Here is a 13,946-nt window from a genome sequence, read left to right as displayed (position 1 = left end):
TGAGTTATTAACCGCTTATTATTATTTGGTTTATCATTAAATATTGAGAATTCTATAAGGATTATGCTATATAATATATTGTATTTTAAATTAACTAGTGATTTTAACCACAATACCTTACTTTTATTGAACTTAAAATTATAGAATTTTCAAGAATTGAGAGAAAAACTTTACTAACTTCAAGACTATTAATGTATAGTAATGGAAAGTTGAAGAAAATATCAAAAATTGAATATTGAGATGTTACTTTTTGATAGGATTAATTTGTTTATATATGTGCTCATATAAATGAATCAATGATTCAAGATAATAAATATAATATTTGAGTTTTATGAATCATTTATCCTATTGAATAAAGACTATATTATATTTTGTTTAAGTCCATACTATAATGAAGGTGTAGAGTTCATGAATTAAGAAATGCATGTGAATGTATTAGTGCAATTTATAATGACAAAAGAACTACAATGGTAGTTAGTACTCAAAATAATGGAGCAATAGCTGGCTTACCATATGATAGTATCGTAGAAATATCCTCTATAATAAGTGGAAAATGAGCTATGCCGCTTAACAGGGGAAAATTTAATTCAGCAGAAAGAGGCTGGGTGTATTTTTAAATTACAATAGTATAATCTCTTAAGAATAAGTGTAAGCAAATTAGTATAAGAATAGTTCAAAAGCTTATAGAGTGTAAATAAAATTTATATTTAGGATTTAAATAATGTAATTGAGCAGTATTGGAATTTTTAAATAATGAAATTCGGTGCGTTCATTTGTACTTGTTAGCCCAAAATTCAAACCTGCAAAAATATAACACTAAGCGAAAATTATAAACAACATGTTTTTTATATATTAATAAAGTTATTAAAGCAAAGGCCCATGAACAGATGGAAAATCTGATTATGTGCTTTTTTATGGTTTTTAAATAATGGATTAGGAGAAGGAAGAAGGCTGGGATGAGGAGGGAGGAAAAAGTTTTTTGGAATTAACCAATCTATTAATATTTATAATATCGATAACAAACGTTCAAGTTTTAACTTAATGGGGAAAATTAATGTATCATAGCATTCAAAGAATATGCGCAAAACAATATTTGAGAATAACTAAGCAATTAATGGCGAGTAAATAGACAAAATTAAGTATAGAATTATTTATGAAAGACAATGATACGTATCATTCATAAGAGTAATAAATTATGATAATTTACTATGAAAGGAAGTGAAAAACTGACTTCAAACTTTAAGGTTTAATAAGCTATGAAAGTCGGGAATGGTTATGGAGAATACATGTAATAAAAAGAAATTAAAGGTTGCTATTATAGGATGTGGAGGTATTGCAAATGGAAAGCATTTACCAGCAATAAAAAAGAATCAAAATATAGAAATAGAAGCATTTTGTGATTTGATAGAGGAAAAGGCTATAGAAGCAAAAGCTAAATATGGCAAAGAAGAAAGTAGGATTTATACTGACTACAAACTTCTTTTAGCAAAAGAAAAAGATATTAAGGCCGTTTACGTCTTAACTCCAAATAAATCACACAGCTATATATCTATTGAAGCAATGAAAGCTGATAAGAATGTTATGTGTGAAAAACCAATGGCTAAAACATACGCTGAAGCTAAAGCTATGCTTGAAGTAGCGCAAGAAACTGGCAAAATCCTAACTATAGGTTATCAAAATAGATACAGAGCAGATTCAAAATATTTAAAAGCTGCATGCGAAAATGGTGATTTAGGTGAGATTTATTATGCAAAAGGACATGCAATAAGACGTAGAGCTGTTCCAACTTGGGGAGTATTTTTAAATGAAGATGAACAAGGTGGAGGTCCATTAATCGATATAGGTACTCACGCTCTTGATTTAACACTTTGGATGATGGATAATTATGAACCAGAGTGTGTACTAGGATCTGTATACCACAAGTTAGGGGATCAAACATGTACAGGAAATGCTTGGGGCGATTGGGATAAAGAGATGTTTACAGTAGAGGATTCAGCTTTTGGATTTATCAAGATGAAAAATGGCGCTACAATAAATCTAGAATCAAGCTGGGCGCTAAATAGTCTTGATGTTGATGAAGCTAAAACTTCTTTATGTGGTACAAAAGCTGGTGCTGATATGAAAGATGGCTTGAGGATAAATTCTGTTAAGTATAATAAACAATGTATAGAAAAGCCTGAACTAGATGCTACTGGGGTTGCTTTTTATGATGGAGAAGAAGATAATGCTCCTGATATAGAACAAAGTACGTTCTATAATGCAATTATTAATGGTGATGAATTAGTGGTTAGGCCTGAACAAGCTTTAATAGTTACTCAAATATTAGAAGCAATATATGAGTCTGCTAAAACTGGTAAGGCTGTATATTTTAAATAATTAATAATATTATATTTTATGGAGATGAATTTATATGAAATTAGGTGTATTTAATCCAGTTTTACAAGATAGATCTTTTGAAGATGCTTGTTCTTTTTTGGCAAGTAAAGGTGTACAAACAATTGAAATCGGTTGCGGAGGTTATCCAGGGAAACACCATTGTGACCCAGTAATTTTATTAAAAGATGAAGAAAAGTTTGCCGAATTTAAATCTATTTTAGAAAGAAGCGGTTTAGAAATCAGTGGATTTAGTTGTCATGGCAATCCAATTCATCCAAATAAGGAAATAGCAAAAAAATTCGATGATGATTTGACTAATGCAATTTTAATGTGCGAAAAAATGGGAGTAAGAATATTAAACTGTTTCTCTGGCTGTCCTGGTGACAGTGAAACTTCCCAAAAACCAAATTGGGTTACTTGCCCATGGCCAGAGGATTTTATTGAAATATTAGATTATCAATGGAATAAAGTTTTAATTCCTTACTGGAAGGAAAAAGTGAAATTTGCAAAGGCTCATGGTGTAGATAAAATAGCTATTGAAATGCATCCTGGTTTTTGTGTATATAATCCTAAAAGTTTATTAAGATTGCGTGAAGCTGTAGGGCCAGAAATTGGTGCTAATTTTGATCCAAGTCACTTAATTTGGCAAGGAGTTAGTCCAGTGGCAGCAATTAGGGAGCTCGGAAAGCATAATGCTATTTTTCACTTTCATGCAAAGGATACAAAGATAGATGAAATAAATTGTCCAATAAACGGTGTGCTAGATGTAGGCCATTACGGTAAGGAAATTGAACGTTCTTGGATTTTTCGTTCTGTCGGCTATGGACATGATATTGGCTATTGGAAGGACATTGTTTCTGCATTGAGAATGGTTGGATATGATCATGCGTTGAGTATAGAACATGAGGATAGTTTGATGACAACAGAAGAAGGGTTGATAAAAGCAATAAATTGTTTAAAAGATGCAATTATTTTTGAAGCTAAAGGTGATATGTTTTGGGCATAATTATAAAAATTTGATAGGGAGAAATAAAACAATGTGTAATGAGATGTTCAATTTAGCAATAGTTGGATTGGGAGGCATGGGAAATTGGCATCGTGAGCTAATTGAAGGAATTGATAATTTGACTGTTTGCGGTACTTATGATATTAAAGAAGATAGACAAGCATTTGCTAGAGAGCATGAAATAAATCCGTATAATTCTTTTAAAGAGCTTTTAGAAGATGAGAAAGTAGATATTGTTTTATGTGCAACACCAAATGATGTACATAAAGAGATAGTAATCAGTTCATTAAAAGCTGGTAAAAATGTAATTTGTGAAAAACCAGCGGCAATGTCATCTTTAGAATTTAAAGAGATGGTAGATATAGCAGAAGAAATGGATAAAGTTTTGGTTGTTCATCAAAATAGACGTTGGGATGAGGATTTTTTAACTGTAAAAAGGATATATGATGAAGCTATCTTAGGAAATGTCTTTAGAATAGAGTCTAGAGTACATGGATCTCGTGGCATACCAGGTGATTGGAGACAAGAAGAAGAACATGGTGGTGGAATGCTTTTAGATTGGGGTGTTCACATTATTGACCAGGCATGCATGATGATTAATGAAAGGATAAAATCAGTATATGCTAGATTTACTCATGTTACCAATGAACTTGTGGATGATGGATTTACTGCTGAGTTAGAATTTGAAAGCGGATTAATTTACGTTGTAGAAGTTGGAACAAGTAATTTTATAAATTTACCGCGCTGGTATGTGTTAGGTCAAAATGGCACAGCTGTAATAGATGATTGGAATTTAAGAGGCAAAGTCGTTCGTATTACTGATAGCAGTAAAAATGATGCAATTCCTATTAGAACAGCTGCCGGATTAACAAAAACTATGGCGCCTAGGACAGAGGAAACAATTAAAGAAGAAGCACTTAAAATTGTTAATTCTGATGTTAAGGACTTTTATAGAAATGTTATTGGAGCTATAAGAGGAGAAGAAGAAATTCTTGTAAAGAATACAGAGGTAATGAGGGTTATTAAGCTTATGGAGAGTATTCGTGAATCAGTTATCAAGAAGAAAGTGATAGAGTTATAGAAGTTAATCAAGAAGCTTAATTGTAATTATTTTGGAGGAGATATTTATGCATGGGAGTTTTGAAAAAACAGTATTAGAACCTGAATTTCCTTTTAGATTGTTTTTTAATGATGGGTATTCTAATACACCACATCACTGGCATGAAGATATAGAAATTATTTATCTTGTGGAAGGTACACTAAAGGCATGTATTAACAGAGATACTTATGATTTAAAGCAAGGTGACATACTTATAATTGGTGGTGGAGAAATACATTGTTTTTTTAAAGAGAAAAAATTCAGTAATAGAGCTGTAATACAATTTAGAACTTCCATATATGACAATTTTCTTTCTGGAACGAAAGATACTAAAATAATAAAACCTATGTGGAATCAATCAATACATTTAACCATGGGGAATGAAATTCATGCACTAATGGAGAGGCACATAAATGAGATTATCAATGAATATAGTAAGGCTGAGGAAGGATATAAGTTAATAATAAAAGCTAGATTATATGATCTGGCAGGTATACTACTTAGATATATACCTAAGCAAGCATATTCATCTGAAGACTTAAGCCGTGAAAAGGAAAGATTAAAGAAAATGGATAGTGTATTTCAATATGTGGATACTAATTATCAAGAGCGTATTGATTTAGATGACATTTCAAAGTCTATAGGGTTTAGTAAATATTACTTTACAAAGTTTTTCAAAGAAAATACTGGGGTAACATTTTTAGATTATCTAAATAATTATAGAATTAAAAAAGCAGAGTGGCGTATAATTGAGGAAGATGAAACTATTGCAGAGATAGCCTATAACTGTGGATTTAATAGCATTAAAACTTTTAATAGACTATTTAAGAATATAGTAGGTTGCACTCCTATGAAATATAGAAGAGATAATAAAAACTAAATATTAAAGTTGAGAGGGAAAGGGTATGGGTGACAGAAAAATTGTAATTAAAAAAGATATAGTAAATGTGCTGCAACAACTTGGTGTAAAAAATGGACAAAATATTATAGTTCATACTTCAATGAAAAGTTTTGGATTTGTTTGTGGAGGCCCACAAATCATAATTGAAGCGTTAATAGAGTTAGTTGGAAAAGATGGAACTATAATTATGCCTACACAGACATGGAAAAACATGGACCCAGCATATGGTGTACATTGGGAGGAACCAATAGAGTGGTGGGATATTATAAGAGATAATTGGCCAGCATATGATAAGGATATTACTCCAACAAATACTATGGGAGCAGTAGCAGAAATGTTTAGAAAGTGGCCGGGTGTTTTAAGAAGTGATCATCCTGTAAGGTCTTTTGCTGCATGGGGAAAAAATGCACAATATTTAATAAACAACCATGATTTAAGCGATATTTTTGGAGGAAGTTCTCCAATTGGGAAATTATATGATTTAGATGGATATGTATTACTATTGGGAACTGGATATGATAAAAATACATCTATTCATTTAGCAGATGAAAGAGCTGATTATCCATCAAAGCATATGGAGAAAAACAGTTGTGCAATGATGAAAGATGGCGAGCGTAAATGGGTTACGTATTCAACGTTATATGTTGATGGTGAAGATTTTATAGATATAGGAATTGATTTTGAGAAAAAGTATAGAGTTGAAAATACAAAAATAGGGAATGCGGATGTAAGATTCATGAGACAACGAGAAATTGTAGATTTTGCAGTTGAATGGATTGAAAAAAATAGAAAATAATCATATAAAGTAATATTATAATGAGCAAATTAAAAAAATCACGACAATCAATAATCAAATGTCGTGATTTTCTATATTTAAAATAATAGCAGCTAAAATTTCTTATATGTTTAGTTAAATATTATTTCGCTCTCAATAATTATTTAATATCTAAAACAATGTCTCCAGCTTTAACATTACCAGTTTTCTTAAGGAGTATTACTTTTTCATTTTACAAAAAATAGTGCAAGACTAACTTCGGCTAAGATGAATTTATCCTTTCCGACAAGAAATTAACTTTTCATTTTATCAGATTTTTTTACTATATGTATTGACTTAGAGTTAACTCTAAAATCTATAATTAAATTAGTACATTAGCTTATAAATAATTGGGAGGGACTTAGAATGGAAAAATCGAAAGTATATTTTACTAATATGCAAGCAACAGCTAAGGAAAATTTATTGCAGAAGTTAAAACGTTTAATTAAGAGTGCAGGAATTGATCAAATTGATTTTGAGAAGAAATATGCAGCAATTAAGATTCACTTTGGCGAGCCAGGAAATGTAGCATTTTTGCGCCCTAATTTTGCTAAAGTTGTGGTAGATACTATTAAGGAATTAGGAGGAAATCCATTTTTAACAGACTGCAATACTCTATATGTAGGAGGCAGAAAGAATGCTTTAGATCATTTAAATTCAGCATATGAAAATGGATATAGTCCGTTTTCAACAGGTTGCCATATATTAATTGGAGATGGTTTAAAAGGAACTGATGAAGCTTTGGTTCCAGTTACCGGTGGGAAATATGTAAAAGAAGCTAAAATAGGTCATGCGATTATGGATGCAGATATATTCATATCATTAAATCATTTTAAAGGTCATGAGTTAACAGGCTTTGGAGGCGCTTTAAAAAATATAGGTATGGGATGCGGTTCGCGCGCAGGAAAAATGGAAATGCATAGTAGTGGAAAACCTAGCGTTTATGAAGATAAATGTGTTGGATGTGGTATGTGTGCTAAAAACTGTGCACATAGTGCAATAAGTTTAAAAGATAAAAAAGCACTCATCGATCACAGTAAATGTGTTGGGTGTGGTCGTTGCATAGGAATTTGTCCAATGGATGCAGTTATGCCAGCATCAGATGAATCAAATGATATTTTAAATAAAAAAATAGCTGAATATTCATGGGCAGTATTGAATGGAAGACCAAATTTTCATATCAGCTTGGTAATTGATGTATCACCATATTGTGATTGTCATGCGGAAAATGATGTACCGATTGTTCCAGATGTAGGTATGTTTGCATCCTTTGATCCAGTAGCATTAGATGTAGCCTGTGCAGACGCAGTAAATAAGCAGCCAGTTGTGAAAGGTAGCCTTCTTGAAAAGAGCGGTTGTAAGCACAATGATCACTTTACTAATGTTAGTCCAGAAACAGACTGGAAAGTTGCTATTGACTATGCTGTGGAATTAGGCTTAGGCAATAAGGAATATGAGTTGATAACAATTTAGAGATAAACATATTTCTGAAGCTTTAGAAATTATATGCTTTAATTTTAGTAAGCCACAAATAAAAAAATATAAATTTATACCTGCAGAGATGCGGGTATTTTTGTTTAATAAATTAAAAAAATACACATTAAATCAAGTAGAAAAGCGTTATATATTTTGTAATTTAGTTTCAGTATTGTAATTCTACTAAAAGTGATAACGTTCTAGAATACCAAATGTAAATTTATCACAGTTATGTATTTAGAGTTTTGAATAATAAGTATTGGATTATTAAATACTAACTTTGTAAATAATTTTAACTGAGATGAATGGAGGCAAGTACAATGTTTAAACACGAAAAACCATTACTTAGAGATGTAAAAGTAGAGAGACCAAATCCACAATATGCTGTATTAATGCAAGAACAGCTAGGTGGTGCAAATGGCGAGCTAAAGGCAGCACTTCAGTACCTTTCACAGAGTTTTAGGGTAAAAGATCCTGAAATTCATGATTTATTTTTAGATATTGCAGCTGAAGAATTAAGTCATATGGAAATGGTAGCACAAACTATAAATTTACTAAATGGACATGAAGTTGATTATACTAAAACTCCTGGAGGAGAAATAGAAACTCACGTATTGACAGGTCTTGCACCAGGACTTATTAATGCATCAGGACATCCTTGGACTGCAGATTATGTTAATGTTACAGGAGACATTGCAGCAGACTTATTATCTGATATAGCAGCTGAGCAAAGAGCAAAGGTTGTATATGAATATCTATATCGTCAAATTAATGATAAATACGTAAAAGAGACAATAGATTTTCTATTAAACAGAGAGGAAGCACACAATGCACTATTTAGAGAAGCATTAAATAAGGTGCAAGATAGAGCATCAAATAAAGATTTTGGTGTAACAAAGGATTCTAGATTATACTTTGACTTATCAACTCCTGGAAGGTATTTTGACAATCCTGAGCCAACACCTCCTAGCTTTAAAAACCCACGTGAAAATAGTAGGAAAACTACTAGGTCTTAGCAAATATAAAGATCCTATGCCGAAATTATGTATTATTAATTTTGCATAGGATTATTTTATTATATTGAAGTAAATGGATTATATTAAAAAATCCATATGTTGTACTTTGAAAAATTAATATATATTGCGATTAAGCTTATAAATTATATTAATAACGCAGCTTGTAGCTTACCAGAGACATAAATGTAAATTTACTATCACAACATATATAGGATAGTAGAGTTTTATAAAAGCGTATTAAATAATAATATTATTAAGTAAATGACATTACATTTCAAAATAAAAGTTATAAATTATATGGACAAGTGTAATAAGTTTGTGGTAGTCTAGAATTGTAAGTAGTCGTTAATAATAAGGATAGTATTTTGTTGAAAGAATTTTAATAAAGATATAATAGAAAGTTTGTTGGTAGGAGGATAAAGGAATGTATTTTAAAGAAAAGCATGGTTTTCCAGATGATTTTTTATGGGGAAGTGCATCTGCTGCATACCAAGTAGAAGGGGCTGCAGAAGAGGATGGAAAAGGAAGAAGTAATTGGGATGAGTTTGTAAGAATCCCAGGAAAAACATTCAAAGGAACAAATGGTGATGTAGCTGTTGATCATTATCATCGATATAAAGAAGATATTGCATTAATGGCGGAAATGGGATTAAAAACATATAGATTCTCTATATCTTGGCCAAGAATTTACCCAAAAGGAAGAGGCGAAGTTAATGAGAAGGGATTAGAATTCTATGACAATGTAATTGATGAATGTTTAAAATATGGAATAGAGCCAATGGTTACAATATATCATTGGGATTTACCTATAGCTTTACATGAAGAATATAATGGTTGGGAAAGTAGAAATATAATTGATGATTATGAGAATTATGCTATTACTTTATTTAAACGCTATAAAGATAAAGTAAAGTATTGGATAACATTAAATGAACAAAATATATTTACAAGTCTTGGATGGGTAATGGCAGTGCATCCACCAGGAAAGAAGAATGATTTAAAGATGTTCTATCAAGTAAATCATCATGCAAATTTAGCTCATGCAAAAGCAGTGCTTGCTTTTAGAAAAATAGTGCCAGATGGTAAGATAGGGGCAAGCTTTGCGTTTTCACCTAGCTATGCAATAGACTGCAATCCAGTAAATAATATAGCAAAAGTAGATTATGATGATTTACAATCATTTTGGTGGATGGATGTTTATGCATACGGAAGATATCCAAAAGCTGCATTAAAATATCTACAAGGTCAAGGGGTAGCACCTGTATTTGAAGATGGGGATGCGGAACTTATGAAGGCAGCAGCTCAAGTAGATTTTATGGGAGTTAATTACTACCAAACAGCAGTCGTTGAGTATAACCCAATTGATGGCGTTGGAATGGCTGAAATGAATACAACAGGAAAAAAAGGATCAGCACAAGTTAGTGGAACTCCTGGATTATTTAAAAATCCTCCAAACCCATATTTAAAAACTACAGACTGGGATTGGACAATAGATCCTATGGGTATAAGAATGTGCTGTAGAACTATTACAAGTAGATATGATTTACCAATAGTTATTTCTGAAAATGGATTAGGTGCATTTGACAAAAAGACTGAGGATAATAAAATTCATGATGACTATCGTATAGCGTACTTGAAGGCACATATAGAAGAATTAAAAGAAGCTATTAATGAGGGATCAGAAGTGATTGCATATTGTACATGGTCTATAACAGATTTATTAAGTTGGTTGAATGGCTATCAAAAAAGATATGGTTTCATTTACGTAGATCGTGAAGAAGAAGAAGGCGCTTCAATGAATCGTTATAAGAAGGATAGCTATTATTGGTATGAAAATGTCATAAAGACAAATGGAGAAGAATTATAAAATATGTAAGTTTATAGATAAGCTTAAAGGAGTTGTTGATTTTATCAATAACTCCTTTAAACTTATCTATTTTGTTTTATAAATTAATGTTAAAAAGAATTAGCTGATTAATAACTTTATATAAGATTATAAATACTAAATTTTTAAAATAGAATACAAAAATGGAAAGGAATTAGTAAGATTGTGTAGAATTTAATAACTATATTTTATTTCAATAATATTATTGTTGAAAAATAGAAGGAATTTGAAAATAAAAAATAAGAAATTTGTTGTTAAAGGGAGGGGATTTATTGAAGAATTTAAAGATTAGAACAAAATTGATGTTGATGGTAATAATACCATTGATTGCGGTTATATTTTTGTCTATAGAAGGAATACTAAAAATCACAAACACTTATGGAACATTAACAGATATGTATTATGAAAAATTATATAAGGTAAATAGCCTTATACTAAATGCAGATAGAGATATGTATCAGGCTCTTGTTGCTCAGAATAATTTAAGTGATACGAACATAAGTGAACCTGATAAGAATAAGAATATAAAAGATTTAAAAGATAACATAGGTCAGGCAAAAGATAGAACAAGCAATGCTATAAATATGTTACTTCCAATTAAGGCATCTTTACAAGATATTAAACATAATGAAAGCAACAAAAATGTGTTTGAACTTTATGATGAATTTCAAAGCAATTATCAAGGCTGGTTAGATAGTTTTGATGTAGATACAGGAGAGGTAAAAAATAAGGAACAGTTTAATAAAAAGTTTGCTGAATCTAGGGAGGATATAAATCAGATAACAGATGTAATGGAAAAAGCAGCAAGTGAAACTCAGGGCAACATGGAGAGATCTATAGATTTTACTAAAATTCAATTTATTGTGTTGGGAATTTTCTCTGTTTTAATAACTTTGTTTGTTGGAATAGCAATATCAAGAGATTCATCAAAAGTGTTATTTAAAATAAAGAATTTAGCAACTAGACTTTCGAATTACGATTTTTCAGAGGATTTAGTTTTAAAGAGATATGATGAATATGGACAAACAGCAGATACTTTGAATAAGGCACAGCAAAATGTACGTGAACTTATAAGTGCAATAACTGAAAATATACATAATGTAAATTCGTCCAGTGAAAATTTGACTATATCTGTAAATGAAATAAGTAATAATTTAATTGCAGTAAATGAAGAAACAAAGAAAATAAATACGAGTGTTCAAGAAAATAGTGCAATTGCAGAGGAGATATCTGCATCTGTAAAAGAAGTAAACTTGACCGTTAATATATTATCTGAAAAGGCAATGGATGGAACAAGTAATGTCACAAATATAAAAGCACGAGCAAATACCGTAGAGAATAGTAGTAATAAGGCAATTCAATCTATAAGTAAAGTATATCATGAGAAGGAAGAAAAGATTATTAAAGCTATTGAAGAAGGAAAGGTAGTGCATGAGATTGGGATTATGGCCAATGCTATTTCTGCAATAGCTGAGCAAATAAACTTGTTATCATTAAATGCTGCAATAGAAGCTGCGAGGGCAGGAGAACAAGGAAGAGGATTTGCTATAGTGGCAGAAGAAGTTAGAAAACTTGCAGATCAATCTTCAGAAGCAGTTGAAAATGTTAAAAAAGTTATTGGAAAAGTAGAAAAATCTTTCAATGACCTATCTTTAAGTAGTAATGAACTTTTACAGTTCATGGATATGGATGTAAATAAACAGTTTGAGGAATTTTCGCATATAGGAAAGCAGTATTATAAGGATGCAGACTTCGTAAATTCCATGTCCTCCGAATTAGCAAGGATGTCTGAGGAAATTAATGAAGTAATAAGTCAAGTATCAGATGCGGTTCAACATATGGCCCAAATGTCTCAAAGATCTTCTGAGAGCACTAACAGCATAGAAAATAGTTCGAGTAATTCAATCTCTTCTATGAAGAATATTTCAGTTAATGCAAAAGAACAGCTTACTCTAGCAAAGAAATTAGAAGAGACCATAGAGAAATTTAAAATATAATTTCTAGGAATTTTAGTTATTAAATATGAAGAAATAGATGTACAATTCATATAAAAGATTTTAATTGCTTGAAGTGATTATTAACCATAGATGAATTGTACATTAATTTATAATAGGGTAGTAATTAGTGTTTGATGAATTAGTAAAGTGCTCCAATACCTACTTTTTTGTTTAGTAAGGTTTGTAATTGTTTTATATTGAATAAAATTAGTATAGATTTTTAAATAATCCATGTATTAAAGCAGCATTTTTGTATTCATATAACAGAAAGCGAACTCTATTTCGACAATAAAGATAATGCTGATAAATAGATTTTAACTTAAATTTAGCATGTTTAACAAATTAAATGAATAATGGAAAATAAAGATGTGATAAGGTCAGAATATATAGAATTTATGTTATATAATATGTCAAAATATAGTTTTCGATTGTTCAAGATTATGGTATTATAGTTATAGGTTGTAGATTCCAAATGATTAAGAAAAACGACAAAAAATGTAATTATATGTTATATTGCTAATAAAAAGATAACATTTAATCATATGACGTGCGAAGAACAATAAAGGGGGACAAACATGGATATATTTTTAATTTTAGGTCTTATTGGAGGTTTGATAATCGTAGTTGCAGCCATGCTAGAAAAGGGAGCGAGCCTTCAAGTACTTATGAGTCTTGAAGCGTTGCTGGTAATTATTGGAGGTACTGTAATAGCCTTGCTAAATTCTTTTCCAAAAGGAGAATTTACTAAGATTCCTAAGATTTTTGGTGTTCTTTTTAGTGCTAAGGGGCAAGAAGATCCAGCTGAAATTATAGCACAGCTCGTAGAGATGTCTCAAACAACTAGAAGAGATGGATTATTATCTCTAGAAAGTACTATACAAGGCCTAGAAAATAAATTTATGAAAAAAGGATTAGAAATGGTGGTTGACGGTTTAGAACCAGATCTTATAAAAGAAGTTCTAGAAATAGAGATTGAAAGTATGGAAGATAGACACCGTCTTGGTGCTACAGCGTTTACAACAGCAGGTGGTACAGCGCCAACACTTGGAGTTTTAGGAGCTGTTATAGGATTAATAGGTGCTCTTGGAAATCTTAATGATATTGAAAAGCTTGGAGAAAGTATAAAATCAGCCTTTGTTGCAACTGTTTATGGTATCTTTACTGGATATTTAATATGGCATCCATTTGCAAATAGGTTAAAAAGAAAATCTCAAGAAGAAATAAAAAATATGAATATTATGCTTGAAGGAATTCTAGCTATTCAGGCAGGAAATAATCCAAAGAGTATTGAAAGAAAGTTAGTAGGAATGCTTGAACCAAAGCAAAGAGTAAGATTTGAAGAAAATAATAATGATAATTAGTTAAAAGGAGAAAAG

General features: G+C 30.8%; 10 protein-coding genes and 1 pseudogene. All 11 read left to right on the top strand.

Annotated elements, in window-relative coordinates; all coding sequences use genetic code 11:
• Positions 1 to 422: 422 nt before the first annotated feature.
• A pseudogene (locus L1S46_RS01040) lies at positions 423 to 554 on the top strand (hypothetical protein); the annotation flags it as partial.
• Between the two features lie 721 nt (positions 555 to 1,275).
• Positions 1,276 to 2,376: a Gfo/Idh/MocA family oxidoreductase gene (locus tag L1S46_RS01035; protein ID WP_238898902.1), complete on the top strand. Its 1,101-nt coding sequence runs from the start codon at positions 1,276 to 1,278 to the stop codon at positions 2,374 to 2,376.
• Positions 2,377 to 2,410: 34 nt separating this feature from the next.
• A complete protein-coding gene (locus tag L1S46_RS01030; protein WP_238898899.1) occupies positions 2,411 to 3,382 on the top strand; it encodes a sugar phosphate isomerase/epimerase in 972 nt (323 codons plus the stop codon).
• Positions 3,383 to 3,413: 31 nt separating this feature from the next.
• Positions 3,414 to 4,463: a Gfo/Idh/MocA family oxidoreductase gene (locus L1S46_RS01025; RefSeq protein ID WP_238898897.1), complete on the top strand. Its 1,050-nt coding sequence runs from the start codon at positions 3,414 to 3,416 to the stop codon at positions 4,461 to 4,463.
• Positions 4,464 to 4,509: 46 nt separating this feature from the next.
• A complete protein-coding gene (locus tag L1S46_RS01020; protein ID WP_238898896.1) occupies positions 4,510 to 5,361 on the top strand; it encodes an AraC family transcriptional regulator in 852 nt (283 codons plus the stop codon).
• Positions 5,362 to 5,386: 25 nt separating this feature from the next.
• Complete coding sequence (locus L1S46_RS01015) at positions 5,387 to 6,178, top strand: AAC(3) family N-acetyltransferase (protein ID WP_238898893.1); 792 nt, start codon at positions 5,387 to 5,389, stop codon at positions 6,176 to 6,178.
• Positions 6,179 to 6,562: 384 nt separating this feature from the next.
• The gene (locus L1S46_RS01010) at positions 6,563 to 7,669 is read left to right on the top strand and encodes a DUF362 domain-containing protein (RefSeq protein WP_238898891.1); all 1,107 of its coding nucleotides are present in this window, start codon (positions 6,563 to 6,565) and stop codon (positions 7,667 to 7,669) included.
• 323 nt (positions 7,670 to 7,992) lie between these two features.
• The gene (locus L1S46_RS01005) at positions 7,993 to 8,688 is read left to right on the top strand and encodes a manganese catalase family protein (protein WP_105411629.1); all 696 of its coding nucleotides are present in this window, start codon (positions 7,993 to 7,995) and stop codon (positions 8,686 to 8,688) included.
• A gap of 424 nt (positions 8,689 to 9,112) precedes the next feature.
• Positions 9,113 to 10,555, top strand: a complete 1,443-nt coding sequence (locus L1S46_RS01000; RefSeq protein WP_238898889.1) for a glycoside hydrolase family 1 protein — start codon at positions 9,113 to 9,115, stop codon at positions 10,553 to 10,555.
• A 290-nt stretch (positions 10,556 to 10,845) separates the two neighbouring features.
• Positions 10,846 to 12,570: a methyl-accepting chemotaxis protein gene (locus tag L1S46_RS00995; RefSeq protein WP_238898887.1), complete on the top strand. Its 1,725-nt coding sequence runs from the start codon at positions 10,846 to 10,848 to the stop codon at positions 12,568 to 12,570.
• Between the two features lie 575 nt (positions 12,571 to 13,145).
• Positions 13,146 to 13,931 (top strand): flagellar motor stator protein MotA, encoded by a 786-nt coding sequence (motA, locus tag L1S46_RS00990; RefSeq protein WP_023975979.1) that lies wholly within the window; start codon positions 13,146 to 13,148, stop codon positions 13,929 to 13,931.
• Positions 13,932 to 13,946: the final 15 nt, after the last annotated feature.

This window comes from Clostridium sp. YIM B02500 (genome assembly GCF_022324665.1).
In the GTDB taxonomy this organism is placed as follows: Bacteria; Bacillota; Clostridia; order Clostridiales; family Clostridiaceae; genus Clostridium; species Clostridium beijerinckii.
The sequence above is the reverse complement of the archived record's forward strand: the minus strand, read 5'-3'. Positions and strand labels throughout refer to the sequence as shown.

What these genes read in the sequence shown, in the direction of transcription:
- L1S46_RS01035 (WP_238898902.1), top strand. Translation starts at nt 1,276, where the DNA reads ATGGAGAATACATGTAATAAAAAGAAATTAAAGGTTGCTATTATAGGA.
- L1S46_RS01030 (WP_238898899.1), top strand. Translation starts at nt 2,411, where the DNA reads ATGAAATTAGGTGTATTTAATCCAGTTTTACAAGATAGATCTTTTGAA.
- L1S46_RS01025 (WP_238898897.1), top strand. Translation starts at nt 3,414, where the DNA reads ATGTGTAATGAGATGTTCAATTTAGCAATAGTTGGATTGGGAGGCATG.
- L1S46_RS01020 (WP_238898896.1), top strand. Translation starts at nt 4,510, where the DNA reads ATGCATGGGAGTTTTGAAAAAACAGTATTAGAACCTGAATTTCCTTTT.
- L1S46_RS01015 (WP_238898893.1), top strand. Translation starts at nt 5,387, where the DNA reads ATGGGTGACAGAAAAATTGTAATTAAAAAAGATATAGTAAATGTGCTG.
- L1S46_RS01010 (WP_238898891.1), top strand. Translation starts at nt 6,563, where the DNA reads ATGGAAAAATCGAAAGTATATTTTACTAATATGCAAGCAACAGCTAAG.
- L1S46_RS01005 (WP_105411629.1), top strand. Translation starts at nt 7,993, where the DNA reads ATGTTTAAACACGAAAAACCATTACTTAGAGATGTAAAAGTAGAGAGA.
- L1S46_RS01000 (WP_238898889.1), top strand. Translation starts at nt 9,113, where the DNA reads ATGTATTTTAAAGAAAAGCATGGTTTTCCAGATGATTTTTTATGGGGA.
- motA (WP_023975979.1), top strand. Translation starts at nt 13,146, where the DNA reads ATGGATATATTTTTAATTTTAGGTCTTATTGGAGGTTTGATAATCGTA.